An 18,766-nucleotide genomic window follows, 5' to 3' on the forward strand; every position below is an offset into this window, starting at 1 on the left:
ATTTTAAGTTGTTGAGGTACACTAATGGGAGTTTTCAGTTTTCTGTTTGATTTTATTAAAAAAATACTGTTTGAAATGTAAGAGTAAGGAGTGGGATCGAATGACTGGAAAAATGGAATTAGCCACGTTTGCAGGTGGTTGCTTTTGGTGCATGGTAGCACCGTTCGATGAGCAGCCAGGAATTAAGGAAGTGTTATCAGGCTACACTGGCGGTTATAAGGAAAATCCTACCTATGAAGAAGTGTGCTCCAATACCACCGGTCATTTGGAGGCCGTTCAAATTACCTTTGACCCACAGGTGTTTCCATATGAAAAATTACTTCAGTTGTTTTGGCAGCAAATCGATCCAACCGATGCTGGCGGGCAGTTTAATGACCGAGGACATTCCTATAGGACGGCTATTTTTTATCATAATGAGGAACAAAAAAAGCAGGCGGAAGCATCTAAAGCAGAGCTTATGGCTAGTGGACGCTTTCAACAGCCGATTGTGACGGAAATCCTTCCTGCAGAACCATTTTACATGGCTGAAGAAAAGCATCAGGATTATTATAAAAAATTCCCTTTCCACTATAACCATTATCGGGAGGGCTCAGGACGTGCGCGGTTTATTCGTGAAAATTGGAAGAAACGAAGAAGCGATGAAGAACTAAGACAGGTATTAACTCCAATCCAGTTTGAAGTGACTAGGAAAAATGCAACAGAGCCACCCTTCCGTAATGAATTTTGGAATCATACGGAGGAGGGAATATACGTGGATATTATTTCGGGAGAACCGTTGTTTAGTTCCACGGATAAATATGATGCTGGATGTGGATGGCCCAGCTTTACGAAACCACTAAGACGAAATGAACTGGAGGAGCGGTTTGATACCTCGCATGGGATGAGGAGAATTGAGGTCCGAAGCAAAACCTCTGATTCTCATCTTGGTCATGTGTTTGATGATGGTCCTGGCCCTGATCGTGCTCGCTATTGTATTAATTCAGCTGCGCTCCAGTTTATACCGAAAAGCAAGCTCATCAACGAGGGATATGGTCAGTTCTTGCGGTTGTTTGAATAGATTCAAAAAGAAGTGAACGTTCCTTTTTTAATTATTTCGACCAGGTGAATATCTGGTTCTAGCACCTAGCCAGGTTTCATCCAGTATCCCGTATATTTATTGTTAACGATAAGATTTCAAATAGCCTTCAGCAAGAAAAGTCAATTAAACTGACTGTTTTTTGCCGAAGGTTATTTGTTTGTCGGGGGTTAAGAGAGGCACTTTCGTCTCATTTATGTCAAGTCATATTTCTACAAATTTCAATGAATTTCGTCACTAAATTTCAAGAATTTTCGACTACTTTCTAACTTTTTGTGTTAAATTTATAGGTATTGTTTACTATTTTTTAGGGGGATTTTCATTGAAAGAAACTAACTTTTCCCTTTTTCCGTTGAGTAAAAAGGGATTTATAACTATATTTAGTAGTGCGGTCATACTTTCATCAGCAGCTACTAACCTTGTTAATGCTCAAACAATAGATAATTCCAAGATTGTATTTTCTGAGGATATAGATTGGATGAAGCCGAATGCTACTTTGAATGGAGAAGAAATTAGTATTGATTTTAGTAAGCGTTTTTCCTCTTATTTTAAGGATGGCGCCATTCAATTAGAAGCTGCATCAAGTAGTAATATCGTCTCGGTTTCAGTAAGTGAACGTACATTAAATTTAAACGTAAAGAGTTTTGGAGAATCTGTCATTAAAGTAACAGCCAGAGATAGTGAAGGTAAAGCAGTTACGGACCAATTTCATTTAAAGATTACCCAAAAAGGTGATCTTAATGGCGATGGAATGATTACTCCCGCGGATGCTCTTCTCATTTATCAAGTGACAAGTGGAAAAGTGACTTTAACAACAGAACAGATGAAACTACTAGATATTAATGGTGACGGTAAAATAACGAATGCAGATGCTAGCGAATTGATGACTAATTACGTAGGGAAAAAGCCAATGACTACGGCTGACCGAAACTTTTTTGTTGTATTTACAGAGGTCAATGATGCCCCTATAGCAAATGATGATCATTTTACAGTAGAAGAAGATGAGACATTAAAAGTCGAAAGTGATTCAAGTATTCTAAAAAATGACATAGATGTCGACGTGAACTCCTTAGCGGCGAAGAAAATGAGCAATCCGGCTCATGGTGACTTAACGTTAAATCAAGATGGAACGTTCACATATGTTCCAGATAAAAATTTTAACGGGGATGACCAATTTACTTATAAAGTAAGTGATGGGAAAGTTGATTCAGATGAACGGACTGTATCAATTAAGGTAGAATCAGTAAATGATGCCCCGGTTGCGGAAGATGGCACCCTGAAATTGAAAGAGGACATCCAAGCAGAAGGTATGCTTACTGGTACAGATGTAGAGGATTTAGAGATAGCCTACACGATTGTGGACAATGGTAAAAAAGGTAAAGTAACGATTACGGATCTAAAAACAGGAGCTTATACATATACGCCAAATCCAAACGAAAATGGGAAAGACTCGTTCACATTTAAGGTGAATGATGGAACAGCGGACTCAGAAGTGGCAACTGTAGAGGTGACCATCCAAGCAGTGAACGATGCCCCGGTTGCGAAAGCAGATAGCTTTAAATTAAAAGAGGACGGGACACTAACGGTTGATGCAAACTCTAGTATTCTCAAAAATGATGAGGATGTGGAGGGCGATCTGTTAACAGCTAAATTGGTAAGTGGAACAGCCCATGGAAAGCTAACGCTGAATGGGAATGGGACATTTACTTATGAACCGAAGGCAAACTTTAATGGAACCGATCAATTTGTCTATAAGGCAAATGACGGCGAGCTAGATTCAGAGAAACAGACGGTAACGATTGAAGTGGAAGCTGTAAATGATGCTCCAGTTGCGGAAGCTGGAACACTGAAAGTAACGGAGGATACTCAAGCCGAAGGCAAACTTTCTGGAACAGATGTAGAGGATTCAGAGTTAACCTACACGATTATGGACAATGGGAAAAAGGGCACTGTAACGATTACGGATGCAAAAACAGGAGCTTATACGTATACGCCGAATCCTAATGAAAATGGAATAGACTCGTTCACATATAAAGTGAATGATGGAACAGCGGATTCAGAAGTGGCAACTGTAGAGGTGAATATCCAATCAGTGAACGATGCCCCGGTTGCCCAAGCAGATAGTTTTAAAATGAAAGAGGACGAGACAATAACGGTTGACCCAGACTCTAATATTCTCAACAATGATGAAGATGTGGAAGGAAGTCCTTTAACAGTTAAATTAGTAAGTGGAACGGCTCATGGAAAGCTGACGCTGAATGAGGATGGGACGTTTACTTATGAACCGAATGCTAATTTTAATGGAACCGATCAATTTGTCTATAAGGCAAATGACGGCGAGCTAGATTCAGAGGAACAGATAGTAACGATTGAGATTGAATCTGTATATGATGTCCCAGTTGCGGAAAATGGAACACTGAAAGTAACGGAGGATACTCAAACAGAAGGCAGACTATCTGGAACAGATGTGGAAGGGTTAGGCTTAACGTATACCATTATGGACAATGGCCAAAAGGGTACAGTAACGATTACGGATGCAAAAACAGGAGCCTATACGTATACGCCAAATCCTAACGAAAATGGGAAAGACTCATTCACATATAAGGTTAATGATGGAACAGCGGATTCAGAAGTGGCAACTGTAGAGGTGAACATCCAAGCAGTGAACGATGCCCCGGTTGCCCAAGCAGATAGCTTTAAAGTGAAAGAGGACGAGACAATAACGGTTGACCCAGACTCTAGTATTCTCAACAATGATGAAGATGTGGAAGGAGATCCTTTAACAACTAAATTAGTAAATGGAACGGCTCATGGAAAAATTACGCTTCATGCGGATGGTACGTTTACCTATGAACCGAAAGCTAATTTTAATGGCACCGATCAATTTGTCTATAAGGTAAATGACGGCGAGCTAGATTCAGAGGAACAGATAGTAACGATTGAGGTTCAAGCTGTGAATGATGTCCCAGTTGCGGAAAATGGAACACTGAAAGTCACGGAGGATATCCAGGTAGAGGGCAATCTTACTGGAACAGATGTGGAGGGCTCAGAGTTAACCTACACGATTGTGGACAATGGTAAAAAGGGTACAGTAACGATTACGGATCCAAAAACAGGAGCCTATACGTATACGCCAAATCCTAACGAAAATGGGAAAGACTCATTCACATTTAAGGTGAATGATGGAACAGCGGATTCAGAAGTGGCTACTGTAGAGGTGACCATCCATGCAGTGAACGATGCCCCGGCTGCCCAAGCAGATAGCTTTAAAGTGAAAGAGGACGAGACACTAACGGTTGACGCAAACTTTAGTATTCTCAAAAATGATGAGGATGTTGAAGGTAGTCCGTTAACAGTAAAATTAGTAACTGGAACAGACCATGGAAAGCTAACGCTGAATGAGGATGGTACGTTTACCTATGAACCGAAAGCTAATTTTAATGGAACCGATCATTTTGTCTATAAAGTAAATGACGGCGAGCTAGATTCTGAGGAACAGACAGTAACAATTAAGGTTGAAGCTGTCAACGATGTCCCAGTCGCAGAAGCGGGAACACTGAAAGTGACAGAGGACATCCAAGCCGAAGGCAAACTTACTGGAACTGATGTAGAGGATTCAGAGTTAACCTACACGATTGTGGACAATGGGAAAAAAGGAAAAGTAATGATTTTGGATCCAAAAACAGGAGCCTATACGTATACGCCAAATTCTAACGAAAATGGAAAAGGTTCGTTCACATTTAAGGTGAATGATGGAACAGCGGACTCAGAAGTGGCTACTGTTGAGGTGACGATTGAAGCTGTCAACGATGCACCAACCATTTCAGATCTCTCTATTAATGGAAAACTGGTAATGGGAGAAACCGTAAATGGTACCTATATGTATACAGATGTGGAGAATGATGTAGAGGGAAGCTCAGTATATCAATGGTATAGAGGAAAACAGGAAGATGGCAGTGACAAGACACCAATTAGTGGGGCGAATTCTAAAGAATATATCATCAAAGATGTGGACGAAAACTATTATTTATTTTTTGAAGTTACCCCAGTTGCTGTAACAGGAGAGCAAGCAAATCAACCCTTTATCATCAATACGACGGACAAAGTTGCGGGACTGACATCAGTTCTAACGATTCACCCTGATCCATATAGACCGGACCCGCTGGCACCAATAACGGAAGCAGATCTAAAGTCACAAGGTGGAACCTTTATTACGGTTGATTTAACCAATGATCAATTTAAAGATACGATTTCAGAAAATGACTTTGTCTTAAATCACGCTCCTGATGGCATGACGATTGTCTCAGCCATGTTATTAGATGATACAACAGCTGGTCTACTGCTTCAATATGATGGACTTGACTTTGATTATGATATTACTGATTTTTCAGTAACCGCGAAAGATACAGCGACTCTTAAAGGAAAAGCTGTCACATCAAATAATATGACGATTAAAGCGAGCGTTGATGCACAGTCTGCGTTTATATCCGAATATTTGCAAGGAAGTACGATTGATCGGTCAGCTATTGAGATCTATTACACCGGTGACGGTACGTCCAATCCAGTTACAGGCTTACAGCTTGAAGTGCACCAGTGGGATGTAGCAAAAGGACAAAAAAAGGTGTGGAGTCTACCATTAAATCCAGTCACTCCTAATATGCCTTATATCGTGATTAACAGCATTTTCTATGATTTCTTTGATATAACCAATAATTGGTACTATAACGATGAGGCTTTTATTGCAATGCCAGGATTAATCAATAATGCCTTCGTTTTAAAGAAGGATGGAAAGGTCATCGATACAGTCGGAAATCCATTTGTGAATGGTCCTGAGGCTATCCTACCAAATGGGGGAACAATGGTTAGAAAAATGGGGATTAGAGATGGATTAAGTCCGTATGATAAAAACCAGTGGGCATTGTACCCGGTGGACACTTTCCAATATATTGGTAATCATACTCCGTAATGACTAAAAGAACGTTAGAATAGTGATTTTTTAAAGGGAGAATATTAGATGAAAATGTATGTAAAATTTAAACGGCTGGCTAGTCTTACCTTATTCATCCTTCTTCTTTCCCTGCCACTTACAGCATGGGCTGATGAGGAAAAGGGTGAGTACGATGCAACTGTAATGTTTGGTGATGTAAAGGGATCTGTTGGAGAAGTTGTCAACGTGCCGGTAAAAGTTGGTCAAGTAAAAAAAGAGATCGCTGCGTATGGTATACAAGTGGATTTCGATAACAAGCATGTGAAAGTTGTAGGGATTCAACCTGAGTATGGGAGTACATCTCAAACATGCGCGGAAGAAACAGCAGGCTGTTTCTGGTCTAATGTTAACAATGAAGAGGGTTTTTTAAGGGTGGCATGGGCAGATCCAACTGCAGGCGATCATCCAATTCATGATAGTTTGAAGCTTTTTACCATTCAAGTGGAAATCTTAAAGACAGACTATATCGGAGAGAGTAATTTATCCATAAAAGTAAAGGAACTTGAGTCGTTATCCTTCACAGATCCATCCAACAATTCCCTGAAAGTTGGATTGGATTCTGGTAAACTAAATATTGTGGAAAAGACCAAATCGGATTCCACTAAAGATACAAATATTACAACAGACAAAGTGAACTTAGATTCTCTACCAAAGACAGGAGACGACTCCTATATTGATACCATTCTAAATAGTGCGATTGCTGTTCTAGCAGCGAGTCTTCTAATCATGTGGTTTTATAAAAGAAGACAAAAGAGAGAAAAGACTAATTAATTTAATTGAGACTGAATTTATCTACTTGTTTCACGATGTGGAAGGACTGATAAGTTCAGTCTCTTTACTATGGTAGGTGAAATAATGAAAAAGGCTGTTTGGGTGGTTTTGATTCTTCTATTAGTGACAGCGGTATCACTTCGTATGCTTCGGTTTTATGAGGCGCGTGCAAATGAAAAGGAACGGGAAAAGCTGGAGAAAGTGTATATAAATGCGATAGAAGGGAAAACGTCTTTACATTCTTCGGAAGATAGAAAAATCATTGGGAAAATTATGATTCCCTCACTAAATATTAATTATATTATCTTAAATGTAACCACAGATAAAAATTTAGACATTTCCATTACTAAAGTAGCAGGACCAGCCATTCATCGAAACGGAAATCTTGTTCTTGCTGGTCATAATATGAAAAATGGCAGTTTTTTTGGAAGGTTAAACCGTATAACACCTCAAGATAAAATTTATTTAGAAAATCGAGATGGGGAAAAAGAAGAATATATCATGGTTGATAAATATATAGTGAATAAAAATGATTTATCCCCATTGGACCAGTCTGAACAAGAGGAAAGCATAATCACACTTATTACATGCACAAAGGATCCGAATAAAAGACTCATAGTTGTGGCAAAAAAAGGTTAAGTAAAAAAAGATACTTAGTTTTAAAAAGATAAGTGGATGGAACAGATTTTTATATGGTCAAAAAAAACCCCCGCAGTGTTGCGGGGGAAGTTCCTAAACTTTGCTATGAAACTGCATATGAATTACCTCAACAGGTTTTTCCTGAGGTTTGGAAAAATAATAGCCTTGGAATAAATCATAGCCCATTTCTTTTAAGAAGTGGAGGTCCTCTTCTTTTTCAACCCCTTCAGCAAGTGCCAATGCGTTCATCTTGTGAGCAATTGTCATCACAGATTGAGCAACTTCTTGTTTCTCAGTATCCTCGCTCACCCCGTTTGTAAATTCAAACGCAAGTTTAACGATATCCGGTTCCATTTTAGTGAGCTTTTCTACGTTATTGAAGCCTACTCCGACATCGTCCAAGGCGTACTTAAAGCCATGGGACCGGTAAAAATTTAAGATAGATTTTAAGTGTTCGAGATCCTCTACTTCGTCTGTTTCGACGACTTCAAATACCACCTGTTCAGGTTTAATATTCAATTGCTTGATCAAAGCGAAGGTCGTCGACAAACAGTGCTCTGGCACATAAATAGCTGTTGGAATAAAGTTAATAAAAATGAGTTGATCCTTCACGGCGGAGGCATTTCTAATTGATTGCATCCTGCACACGCGGTCGAGTGCAAATGTACGATTTCTAATCCTTGCCGCTTCAAACATTTTAAATGGAGAAATGAGTTCCCCATTTTCATCCAACCCACGAGACAAAAGCTCATGACCGATGATCTGTATGCTTTCATTCTCAACCTTAACAATTGGCTGATAGTGGGTTTGAATGGAGCTGTTTTCTATTAATCTATCAATCCAGCTAGCCTCTCTTTCGAGTTTAAAGGCCTGAATAGGCCGTACTTTATCTAGATCTTTTAATGGATCAACTATACTTGATAATACGGCAAAAATATGTTCCGGGTCCATGTGGACTTCAAGATAATCTAGTAAATTAAATAGGACCGGCTCACTCATCCAAATCATCCGATCATTGATCCATTTCCATGACTGCTCAGAGAACTGCTTGAAATATGGAGTTAACTTTGAAGCATTTTCATTTTCAGCAAAATAGACGGTATAACCCCTAGCCGCCGGCAGACAAACTTCACATCCCATTCTCTTTCTCCCCTTAACAAATCGTATTCATCCATTATACGACAAAAAAGGACCTTTTTCCTATTTTTCTAAAAATGTCCACCTGGAACGGAAAGTGTCTTTTTGTGGTGCCTGACACCCGAGGGGTTTTTTATTGTTTATTTTTGGGAAGAATGGTGTTGTGAATAAAAGAAATTTATGGTAACATTAGTGCGAACGTAAGTTCTGTTTATGTAACTAAACTATTAAAAGAGGTGTCTTCATGATTTCTGGAATTTATCCTTATTTGGTTTTAAACGGTAATGGACAAGAAGCGGTTAAGTTTTATGAACATGCATTGGATGCAAAGGTTCTGTCAGTTCAAACATTTGGCAATATGCCAGGTAATCCAGATCATCCCATGCCTGAAGAAGCAAAAAATCGTGTATTGAATGCCCATTTAAAAGTGGGGAATACCGACCTTATGCTTTCCGACACGTTCCCAGGTCATCCTTATGAGTTAGGCCATCAGGTGACGATTGCGATAAGCATCACTGACGAAGAAAAATCAAAGGAAGTTTTCAGTAAATTGGAAGACGGCGGAAAAGTCGACATGCCTCTGCAACAAACCTTCTGGAGCCCCCTATATGGGCAAGTTACTGATAAGTTCGGTGTCACTTGGCAGGTTTCCACAGAATCGAAATAGTTGAATGTAAAAAAGGAAAGTTGCATTTTAGCAGCTTTCCTAGTTACTTTTTGTGAGTTGACTTTGCTTTGTGAGTAGGTGGTTTTTTAAGATGAAGTAAACGGTTAAGATTCCTAGTGAATCAATCACCAAATCATACAACCGGCCGTCTCTTCCAAAATAAAGCTGAAGAATCTCCGTCATTAACGCAAAAGTAATAGAGATCATCATTGACCATTTGTGATTCTTGAACCATCTAAAAAGAAGGTAATCAAATATAGCAAACCCTATGAAATGTCCCGTTTTTACGATGATAAAATAATGATGAATTTTGCTGATATCCTGTAAATAAAAGAACGATAAATAATCTGGAGACACTACCCACTTAAAACGGATAGCTTGATCCCGAAAGAGCAATCCTAAATTACTGGTCCACGTATGCACCAATAATATGATCCCCCAAATGATTACTGGAACTATTTTAAATTGCCGTCCTTTTAAAACTTCTAAACGCATATTTTTCCAACTTCCCTATTTTTGTTGTAATGACACTACTTTTAATATTCATTTCCATATCCTATACCAAATCATACGTAAAAGGATACAAAAAAATATCCCGAACTACCATTGGCAGTTGGGATATAGCTGTCGAATTTACACCTTCCGACCCTTTAATTTGTTGGATAAAACATGTAATTGCTGCAAGAGTTGTTTGTATTCGTCTAGTTCAATTTTACAGGATTGAATTTCCTTCCCGACCATTTTAGTAATAGGTTGTTTTTCTTCATAGGCTTTCTTCTCTAAATGAATATACACCTTACGTTCATCTGTTTTGGCACGCTCTTTACGAAGCCAGCCGTTGGCTTCCATCCGAGAAATCATCGGTGTCAATGTCCCTGTGCCTAGATTTAACCGTTCTCCTAATTCTTTCACAAGAAGTCCATCTGTTTCCCATAATGCCAATAGAACCAAGTATTGAGGGTAGGTTAATCCAAATGGCTGCAGTACGCTCGTATAAAGTTTGTTAAATTCACTAGCTGTTTCATAAACTGCAAAGCATAATTGTTTTTCTAGCGTTAAGAAGTCTTCCATGATGATCTCACCTTATTTTCATTGCTTTTTTAGTGTGACGCTGAAGTGGATAGTAATTTCACTACATCTGCTTCAATTTTGTCAGGTGTCGTGGTTGGTGCATAACGTTCGATCACCTGGCCATTACTGTCAATCAGGAATTTGGTGAAATTCCATTTAATCATGCCACCTAATAGGCCCTTTTTTTGATCTTTCAAATACTTGAATAAGGGATCCGCGTTGACCCCGTTCACATCAATTTTGGCAAAGATGGGGAAGGTAACCCCGTAGTTTAATTGGCAAAATTGAGTGGTCTCTTCAATATTAGCAAATTCTTGGTTGTTGAACTGATCACATGGGAAGCCTAGTATTTCAAGTCCATCGTCCTTGTATTTATCATATAATTCCTGAAGGCCAGTAAATTGAGGAGTTAACCCGCACTTACTCGCTGTATTGACAATCACTAGCGGTTTTCCCTCGTAATCTTTTAAAGATTTGTTCTCACCATTCGTCTTCTTGACTGTAAAATTATAAACGGTTTTCATCATTCATTCCTCCCGAGATTATTCAATTGGCGGCAATTTTTTATTTAGGCGAAAAATAAATCGTTAACGATTTAATCTTACACGATTTAAATAATAGTTACAAGAATGATGGCTTACATAAAAAAGCCCAAATCTTATGTAATAAGAATTGGGCTGTTCCTTTAGGATGGGGTGTGGCATTCTACAGTGTCTTTTTTAGGATTCACCCCGCGAGATTCAATAAATCGCTGTATCCGTTTGAGTGCTTCTTGCAGCTGCGGCATAGAAGTAGCATAGCTGCAGCGGATATATCCTTCGCCGCTTTCACCGAATACATGACCGGGAACTACTGCAACCTTTTCCTGCATCAGCAATTCCTCAGCAAATTGCTCGGAACTAAGGCCAGTAGCACGTATCGATGGAAATACATAAAAGGCACCGCCAGGAGTATGGCAATCGAGGCCCATTTGATTCAAAGCTTGGACGACGAAGTTTCTCCTTCTCCTATAGCTGTTCCGCATCGATTCCACTTCATGATAGGTATTCCTCAATGCTTCAATGGCACCGTGCTGAAGCATATTGGGAGCGCACATGGTGGTGTATTGGAATATTTTCAGCATGACCTCGACAAATTCCTTAGGGGCCGCTAAGAAACCTAATCTCCAACCTGTCATGGCAAATCCTTTTGAAAAACCGTTGATTAATATGGTTCGTTCATACATGCCCTCAATAGAGGCCATGCTAGTAAAGCTTTCATCGTAGGTTAATTCAGCATAGATTTCGTCTGAAACGACAAGGAGGTCATGCTTTTTTAGTACCTTTGAAATTTCTAAAAGCTCATCCTTGGTTAGCGTGCTGCCTGTCGGGTTGTTAGGTGAGCACAGGAGAATAGCTTTTGTATTTTCAGTGATTGCTGCTTCGATTTGTGCAGCAGTTACCTTAAATCCATTAACCGGTGAAGTAGCCACAGCGATTGGTGTTCCGCCGGCGATGGAAACCAATGGGGCATACGAGACGAAGGCTGGTTCGACAATCAGCACTTCATCCCCTTGGTTTAAAATTGCCCGAAAGGCAAGATCGATCGCCTGGCTAGCTCCAATCGTTACAATGACTTGATTTGTTGGATCATACTTCACCCCAAACCGCGTGCCAAGATAAGAGGTGATCTCCTGTCTTAATTCAAGCATTCCTGGATTGGCTGTGTAAGAGGTAAACCCTTGTTCGATCGATAAAATGGCTGCCTCACGTATACTCCAAGGCGTGACGAAGTCTGGCTCGCCCACCCCTAAAGAAATAACGCCTTCCATGCTTGCGGCAAGGTCAAAAAATTTTCGGATCCCAGAAGGTTGCAGCTCTTTAGCCGTTTGGGATAGATAGCGATTATACTCGAGACTCATGGTGTTACCACCATTCTTCTGTCTTTGTCCTCATTGTCACTGCTAAATATCACGCCATCATGCTTGTATTTTTTTAACATGAAATGGGTGGTGGTGGAAACAACGTTTTCAATTGTCGATAATTTTTCTGAGACAAAGGTGGCAATTTGATTCATGGTCTTTCCTTCGACCGTAATTGATAGGTCGTAGGCGCCTGACATAAGGTACAATGAGGAGACTTCCGAAAAACGAGAAATGCGGCCGGCAACTTCATCAAAACCTACACCTCGTTTTGGAGTGACCTTCACATCGATCATTGCGACAACATTTTCATGGCCTTCAACTTTGCTCCAGTCAATTAATGTAGGGTAGCTCATTATGATTTTTGCTTGTTCAAGCTTTTCGATTGTTTGGTTCACTGTTTCTTCGCTGCACAATGCCATCGATGCGATGGTCTCCACTGAGATTTTGTGGTTTTCTTCTATAATTTTAAGAATTTCAATTTCCTCACTGCTAAGTCGCATGTGCGGTCTACCTCCACTTTCATTTTTCGTACTATAAGAATATATAAAAGATTTTAATCTGTTTTGCGATGGATGTCACGCTCATTTAGTAGGAAGATAAATAAAATTTAAAAGATTAATATTATTTAAATATATTTTATAAATAGGAGGGAGGATCTGGTTGAATTTGCAAAGGTAAACTTAAGGCAATGAAAGAAGAGTTCGATAAAATAAAAGAAGGTATGGCTGAATAGTTGCCATACCTTTTGTGTTGTCTTCAGAGAAACCGAAAGAACAAAAAGTTTATTTCACCCAAGCCCCGCTCGAGCTAAGGTTATAGCCCTGAATCGTTATATTAAATGCCATTCGCCCATCTAAATAGAAATAGTACCAGCTCGTCCCAACTTTTACCCAGCCCGTCTCCATTGCGCCGCTGCCGTTTAAGTAATACCAAGAGGCTCTGGACTTAAGCCAGCCAGTCTTCATAGCCCCACTGCTATCAAGAAAATACCAAGTTGGTCCTAATTTCAGCCAACCCGTCTTCATTACGTTGTCCTCATCAAAGTAATACCACTTGCCACCAATATGCTGCCAACCTGTAACTAAATTTCCTTTACCATCAAAGTAATACCAATGATTATTGGCATAAACCCAACCATTAACCGGAACGATGTTAATATCTGGCTGATCTGCTGCAGAACCATTGACCACTACGAGTGCGGCCTCGCTCACTAGTCCTGTGTTGTCTGTTGCTGTAATCACCAATTCAACTCCTGCGTCTTGCGCTGGAATCGCAACGGCAAACCTGCCATCCGTATCGGAAACGTCACTTCCAACAACCGCTCCGTTTACTTTTACCTCAACTGTTGTACCTGCTTCCGCTTTACCAGTCACCATAGTATCCTTATTCGATACTTCGCTAACTACAGGCTTAGAGTTATAGGTTAAAGCTTTCCAAGCATTTACCGTTTTGCCTGATTGAACTTTCCCAGCCAAATTGGAGAGACTATCTCCTGATGCTAGAATGATAGAACGTAATTTTTCCGGCCCTGCGTTAGGGTATTTGCCTGCCAAGAGTGCGGCTACTCCTGAAACATGCGGGGCAGCCATCGAAGTCCCATCTCCAAATGCGTAGGCAGTGGCATACGAAGTCTCTTCTGGAAAAATTAAATTCACCTTTGCCATGGCCTCATTGTTGCTTGTAATATAATCCGCGTACGGAGCATAGTCGATGCTGTACGATGCTCCCTCATAAGCGGTTCTCTCTACTCCTGTCACCCGTACGCTAGTTTCACCCTCTCCTTTAATGGTGAGCGATAACGTATCCGTGACAAAGGAGGAGTCCTCGTTTTGATAGAGGATATCTTGTCCGCTTAACATCAGCGTCTTATTGCCCTTTTTTAAAAATCGCTCTAATGAAGTAAGGTCAGTTGATGTTAAATTGGGTGGAACATCGCCAATGGCGTTTCCAGTAAACCAAATTACTGAATCGTAGCCAGAAAGCGTCGGGAAATTAGGACCATTCTCGCCAGTTGCTACGGTTTTAAGGGTATATGATAATCCAGCATTTTTTAATAGGTTCTTATAGACATCTGCAAAACTAGCACCGCCACTAGTAGATTCATCATCTTGAACTAATAGAATTTTAGAAGAAGATGTTAAACCAAGATAGCTTACTGCCTTATTGAAAGCAGATTGTCTATCCGTACTTGAGAGGTTTTCAAAACCAAACCCGTTAAAAATGGCTTTGTAATTAAACGTACTGTTGTAAATTTGCGCTGCTGCCCCTTCTTCCTTTTTTCTTGGAACCGTACTAAAAATCCCCGTGCCAGGAGCGGCAATATCTACACTGTTTACACCAAAATTTGAGAAGTCTGCTAGATTGCCAGATGAGTCGATCGCCGCAACGGAAATCACTTTGGGTGTGTCATAGTTGGCAGGGTAGCTAGGCACTTGGTCGTTGTTTACCCCTTCATTTCCAGCTGCCGCTACAAAAAGCAATGAAGACTTGTCGATGGCATCCTTCAGCGCCTGGTCATATTCAAGGCCCGCCCAGCTGTTATTGGTTACTCTTACGCCCATTTTACTGGCGTACTCAACCGCCAGAATGGCATCCGCAGTGTTCCCATTTCCGTCAGGTCCAATAAATTTCAGTGGCATAATTTTTACATTGGGGGCAATTCCCGTGATGCCGATGCCATTATTCGCTTTAGCCGCAATTGTTCCGGCCACATGTGTACCATGGTCATCCCCGTCCTCTGCATCAAAGATGCTGGCATCATTATGGTAGAAATCCCAGCCATGGACATCATCGATATAGCCATTATGATCATCATCTATGCCATTACCGGCAATTTCACCAGGGTTCGTCCAAATGTTATCCTTTAAATCTGGATGATTTAAGTCAATGCCAGTATCAATCACGCCAACAACCACCTGTTGTTGATTGTCACTATTCGTAAACTCCTGGATGGCTTCCGGATAGTCGATATCGATATCGTTACTCCCAGAAGTGCCATTAACCGCCTGTCCGGTATTGTGCAATCCCCATAGTTTACTAAACTCAGGGTCATTGGGGAGTGCCGTAATCGTATATTTATAGTTTGGTTGAACGTAAGCGACGGAAGGATCTGTCTGTAACTTGTTTATAAGACTATCAATATTGGTTCCATAATCCACTTTGACGATCTCTGCACCAATGGAATGAAGCTTCTTTTTTGTTTTGAAGGGATGTTTCTTTTTAAAAGAAGCGGCTGCATTGGTATTTTTATATTTGATAATTAGCTCGCCCGCTTGATAGCTAGCTGGATTCTTTTGGATAATAGGTGTTTTCACTTCATTTTTATTCTCAGTTGCAAAAGCGTTGGTCGTGAGAGCTGTTGAGGAGAAAAGTAACATGGATAGTGCTGGGAAAAGCCATTTGCTCGGTTTCAAGTTGCCGAACCCCTTCCTAGTATGTAGTCATGTTGTTTAACAGTAGTTCAAGCAAAAATCAGTTCATATGTCTCAGAGTATAATAAATTTCAGCATTTTAAAATGGTAAAGTTTTAACAGAGTGGGGGACTGTCCCCGTTAGACATAATTAGGGTCAGACCTCATGTCTGACCCTAATCACCATTATAGTGCTTCTTTAATTACTTTCTTATAGTAGTTAACAGAGAGTACACCAAATATGGAGTACAGAGCGGTATATAATACCATGACAATAATCATCGGTGTCCATAGTTCCGTTCCGAACAGGAACCAGCCGGATTGGACGGCGAAGTAGCTATGAACGAGCCCAATCATTAACGGAATTCCGAAACTGAATAATTGTTTCATCGTAATCCCACTTACCAGGTCCCCCTGCGAAAAGCCAAGTTTTCTCAAAATCGTAAAATGCGGCTGTTCTTCTTCACTTTCCCCCATTTGTTTAAAATACAGGATACAACCGGAAGTTACCAAGAATGTTAATCCTAAGAAACCGACGATAAACATGATCAGTCCCATCGTTTGTTTCTGACTGTTGCTCATTTCCAGACGAGAGTCAAAGCCCGGATTCTCGGTAAACTTCATGTCTTTAAAGATCGCGTTCGCCTCTTTTAATTGGTCTTCGTTTTTTAAAGTAAATCCAATAAACACAGACGATTCTTTTTGTAATGAAGGATCGGCATCTTTCTGTAACTGTTCGAAAATAGTGTCATCCACAATGGCGACTGGCTGGCCGCCATTCGTGTAATACCAAGAGATGAGGTGAAGATCCTTTAACCCTAAATAGTCTTGTGGAATGACTTCCGTTTTCCCTTTTAGCTCAATTTTTCCTGAGTCCTTCAAAGGCATAAATTTTTGCAGTAAATCGTTATAGCCAGTAAATACGGTATCCTCTGGCCCTACATCTAGACCCGCAACCTCTTGATCGCTAATAACTGAAATTGACATGCTCTTCGGATCCGCCTTCATTCCTTCGAGATTTGAATCCATGATTGATTTTAAGTTGGCGTTGATTTGGACTACATCAATCTTCTTCTCAGTAACCTTCAGATTTTTTGCATCAAGTGCTTCCTTAAATTGTGCAGCCGCATCTGTATCGGTAAAAGCAAAATCTGCCGCTACTTGATCCTTTGCTGTTTTTTCAGCTGAATAGTAGGAGATATAACTTAGACACAATAAAGCAATGGCAAGGGCGGAAACAGTCGTAATGATGGTTAACAAAAGAGCGTTCGATTTCATCCGGAACATGATAGACGAAAGGGAAAGCACCTCGTGAATCTTAAGGTAGCCGTCTTTCTTTTTCCGAATGAGATGAAAAAGGAAACTAACTGTCCCTTTGTAAAACAGGTACGTTCCGATAATGACCGATGCCAAAATGCCTGTCATCGCCAGGAATAGCTCCATCATGTCGGTGAAATCGCCGGAAAACAATTTCGACGAAAGATAATATCCGAATCCAATCAGAAGAATGCCAACTGTTCCCAGGACCATTTCCACCAAGGAGAGCTTTTTCGCTTTCCCTTCTGTCGATGAAAGGACTCTAAATAAGGCTAAAATCGTTTGCCTTTTAATGAAGACAAAATTCATCAATAGGATGAACAGATAAATTAGACCAAACACAATAAGGGATTGAATCAATGCCTGGCTGGAAAAATGAAGGGTCGCAATCGCATCAACCTTCGTAATTTTAAATAAAATCATAATGATTAATTTAGAAACCGAAAAACCAATAAAAATCCCGATGATGAGGGAACCAAAGTAAAGAATAAAATTCTCAGCACTGAGAATGCGGAAAATCCTGTTCTTGGTCATTCCGATTAATTGAAACAAGCCAATTTCTTTACTGCGCCGTTTAAGAAAAATATTGTTGGCGTATAAAACAAAGATGCTCACAATGCCGACAAGCAGGATGGAGCCCGCTCGAATAGCTGCCGCCCCTTTAATCGTCCCTTTGGTATGATCCAACGCGGGGTCATACTGCAGTGTGACGAACGAGAAATAAAGAGCGACGCTAAAGATTAACGCAAACACATAGAGAAAATAGTTTTTTAGGTTCTTTTTGAGGTTACGCAGGATGAGTTGATTAATGCTCATATTGCACCCCACCCAAGACCCCTTGGGTTTTCATAATATCCTTGAAGAACGCCTGCCGCGACTGCTCTCCTTTATTCAACTGTGTAAACATCTGCCCGTCTTTAATAAAAATCACCCGGGAGCAATAACTGGCTGCCACAGGATCATGGGTAACCATCACAATGGTGGCTTGTCGTCTTTGGTTTAATTGGCTGAGCTTGTTTAACAAATCGGATGCCGATTTGGAATCCAGGGCACCGGTTGGTTCGTCCGCGAAAATAATGCTTGGTTCGTGGATGAACGCCCGGGCCGCAGAGGTCCGTTGTTTTTGTCCGCCGGAAATTTCATTGGGGTACTTATCTTTGAGTTCATAAATGCCGAGCTCATCTGCCACTTCCTTGAATTTGGCGTCTGCTTCTTGTTTGGACACTTTAGTAATCGACAGGGGTAAGAGGATGTTTTCTTTGACTGTAAGCGTATCAAGCAGGTTATATTCTTGAAAAATAAATCCTAAATGATGTTTGCGGAATTCTGCCAGTTGTTTTTCCTTTAAGGTTGTCATTTCTTTTCCTTCAATTTGAATGGAACCTTGGCTAACCTGATCAATCGACGATAGAACATTGAGCAAGGTTGTTTTTCCTGAACCTGACGCACCCATAATACTCACGAATTCGCCTTTCCCAATGGTTAAATCGATGCCTTTCAGTACTTCCTGTTTATTGAATTTGTTGCCGTAGCTTTTATAAATTTTGGTTGCTTGTAGAATGGTCATTCCGATCCACACTCCTTTATTCGATAGCTTTATTTAAGACTTTTAACATGTCTGTTGATTTCCGCTCCAGGCGCTTCGCTTTCCGTGGGTGTTTCGGCGAGCCTCCTCGGCGCTAGCGCCTGCGGGGTCTCCCCTGAACCATACTCCCACAGGAGTCTTCGCGCCTTCCGCTCCAATCAACAGGATGCCAAATTTACATAAAGCTTTAACATAACCTAATTA

The 18,766-nt window shown here is 40.5% G+C and carries 14 protein-coding genes; 5 read left to right on the forward strand and 9 right to left on the reverse strand.

Going from position 1 to position 18,766, the window contains the following annotated elements:
- Nucleotides 1-100: 100 nt before the first annotated feature.
- The 4 genes from msrA to RCG25_RS03825 all read left to right on the forward strand — a co-directional run bounded on the left by msrA (nt 101) and on the right by RCG25_RS03825 (nt 7,472).
- Nucleotides 101-1,057: a peptide-methionine (S)-S-oxide reductase MsrA gene (msrA, locus tag RCG25_RS03810; RefSeq protein WP_308082358.1), complete on the forward strand. Its 957-nt coding sequence runs from the start codon at nt 101-103 to the stop codon at nt 1,055-1,057.
- A 340-nt stretch (nt 1,058-1,397) separates the two neighbouring features.
- Entirely contained in the window at nt 1,398-6,041 is a 4,644-nt protein-coding gene (locus RCG25_RS03815; protein ID WP_308082359.1) for a tandem-95 repeat protein, read from the forward strand.
- 48 nt (nt 6,042-6,089) lie between these two features.
- On the forward strand, nt 6,090-6,833 hold the full coding sequence (locus RCG25_RS03820) for a cohesin domain-containing protein (RefSeq protein ID WP_308082360.1): 744 nt from the start codon (nt 6,090-6,092) through the stop codon (nt 6,831-6,833).
- A gap of 84 nt (nt 6,834-6,917) precedes the next feature.
- Complete coding sequence (locus RCG25_RS03825; protein WP_308082361.1) at nt 6,918-7,472, forward strand: sortase; 555 nt, start codon at nt 6,918-6,920, stop codon at nt 7,470-7,472.
- A 93-nt stretch (nt 7,473-7,565) separates the two neighbouring features.
- Here the strand turns inward: RCG25_RS03825 and RCG25_RS03830 are convergent, their stop codons facing one another.
- Nucleotides 7,566-8,612, reverse strand: coding sequence for an EAL domain-containing protein (locus RCG25_RS03830; RefSeq protein ID WP_308082362.1), 1,047 nt, complete (start codon nt 8,610-8,612; stop codon nt 7,566-7,568).
- 241 nt (nt 8,613-8,853) lie between these two features.
- Here RCG25_RS03830 and RCG25_RS03835 point away from each other — a divergent pair, with 241 nt between their 5' ends.
- A complete protein-coding gene (locus RCG25_RS03835; protein ID WP_308082364.1) occupies nt 8,854-9,276 on the forward strand; it encodes a VOC family protein in 423 nt (140 codons plus the stop codon).
- Between the two features lie 39 nt (nt 9,277-9,315).
- Here the strand turns inward: RCG25_RS03835 and RCG25_RS03840 are convergent, their stop codons facing one another.
- The 8 genes from RCG25_RS03840 to RCG25_RS03875 all read right to left on the reverse strand — a co-directional run bounded on the left by RCG25_RS03840 (nt 9,316) and on the right by RCG25_RS03875 (nt 18,544).
- Nucleotides 9,316-9,771, reverse strand: a complete 456-nt coding sequence (locus RCG25_RS03840) for a VanZ family protein (protein ID WP_308082365.1) — start codon at nt 9,769-9,771, stop codon at nt 9,316-9,318.
- 138 nt (nt 9,772-9,909) lie between these two features.
- Entirely contained in the window at nt 9,910-10,347 is a 438-nt protein-coding gene (locus RCG25_RS03845; protein ID WP_308082366.1) for a MarR family winged helix-turn-helix transcriptional regulator, read from the reverse strand.
- Between the two features lie 29 nt (nt 10,348-10,376).
- Nucleotides 10,377-10,871, reverse strand: coding sequence for a glutathione peroxidase (locus RCG25_RS03850; RefSeq protein WP_308084090.1), 495 nt, complete (start codon nt 10,869-10,871; stop codon nt 10,377-10,379).
- A 161-nt stretch (nt 10,872-11,032) separates the two neighbouring features.
- Complete coding sequence (locus RCG25_RS03855) at nt 11,033-12,247, reverse strand: aminotransferase (RefSeq protein WP_308082367.1); 1,215 nt, start codon at nt 12,245-12,247, stop codon at nt 11,033-11,035.
- On the reverse strand, nt 12,244-12,750 hold the full coding sequence (locus RCG25_RS03860; protein WP_308082368.1) for an Lrp/AsnC family transcriptional regulator: 507 nt from the start codon (nt 12,748-12,750) through the stop codon (nt 12,244-12,246). The genes RCG25_RS03855 and RCG25_RS03860 overlap by 4 nt, the downstream gene beginning before the upstream one ends.
- A gap of 282 nt (nt 12,751-13,032) precedes the next feature.
- Nucleotides 13,033-15,663, reverse strand: a complete 2,631-nt coding sequence (locus RCG25_RS03865; RefSeq protein ID WP_308082369.1) for a S8 family serine peptidase — start codon at nt 15,661-15,663, stop codon at nt 13,033-13,035.
- Between the two features lie 183 nt (nt 15,664-15,846).
- The gene (locus RCG25_RS03870) at nt 15,847-17,793 is read right to left on the reverse strand and encodes an FtsX-like permease family protein (RefSeq protein ID WP_308082370.1); all 1,947 of its coding nucleotides are present in this window, start codon (nt 17,791-17,793) and stop codon (nt 15,847-15,849) included.
- On the reverse strand, nt 17,783-18,544 hold the full coding sequence (locus RCG25_RS03875) for an ABC transporter ATP-binding protein (RefSeq protein WP_308082371.1): 762 nt from the start codon (nt 18,542-18,544) through the stop codon (nt 17,783-17,785). Before RCG25_RS03875 ends, RCG25_RS03870 begins: the two co-directional genes overlap by 11 nt.
- Nucleotides 18,545-18,766 lie beyond the last annotated feature (222 nt).

The sequence above is a fragment of the Neobacillus sp. PS2-9 genome, from assembly GCF_030915525.1.
Taxonomy (GTDB): Bacteria; Bacillota; Bacilli; order Bacillales; family Cytobacillaceae; genus Neobacillus.

Coding starts and splice junctions, on each gene's coding strand:
- msrA (WP_308082358.1), top strand. CDS start 101: ATGACTGGAAAAATGGAATTAGCCACGTTTGCAGGTGGTTGCTTTTGG.
- RCG25_RS03820 (WP_308082360.1), top strand. CDS start 6,090: ATGAAAATGTATGTAAAATTTAAACGGCTGGCTAGTCTTACCTTATTC.
- RCG25_RS03825 (WP_308082361.1), top strand. CDS start 6,918: ATGAAAAAGGCTGTTTGGGTGGTTTTGATTCTTCTATTAGTGACAGCG.
- RCG25_RS03830 (WP_308082362.1), bottom strand. CDS start 8,612: ATGGGATGTGAAGTTTGTCTGCCGGCGGCTAGGGGTTATACCGTCTAT.
- RCG25_RS03835 (WP_308082364.1), top strand. CDS start 8,854: ATGATTTCTGGAATTTATCCTTATTTGGTTTTAAACGGTAATGGACAA.
- RCG25_RS03840 (WP_308082365.1), bottom strand. CDS start 9,771: ATGCGTTTAGAAGTTTTAAAAGGACGGCAATTTAAAATAGTTCCAGTA.
- RCG25_RS03845 (WP_308082366.1), bottom strand. CDS start 10,347: ATGGAAGACTTCTTAACGCTAGAAAAACAATTATGCTTTGCAGTTTAT.
- RCG25_RS03850 (WP_308084090.1), bottom strand. CDS start 10,871: ATGAAAACCGTTTATAATTTTACAGTCAAGAAGACGAATGGTGAGAAC.
- RCG25_RS03855 (WP_308082367.1), bottom strand. CDS start 12,247: ATGAGTCTCGAGTATAATCGCTATCTATCCCAAACGGCTAAAGAGCTG.
- RCG25_RS03860 (WP_308082368.1), bottom strand. CDS start 12,750: ATGCGACTTAGCAGTGAGGAAATTGAAATTCTTAAAATTATAGAAGAA.
- RCG25_RS03870 (WP_308082370.1), bottom strand. CDS start 17,793: ATGAGCATTAATCAACTCATCCTGCGTAACCTCAAAAAGAACCTAAAA.
- RCG25_RS03875 (WP_308082371.1), bottom strand. CDS start 18,544: ATGACCATTCTACAAGCAACCAAAATTTATAAAAGCTACGGCAACAAA.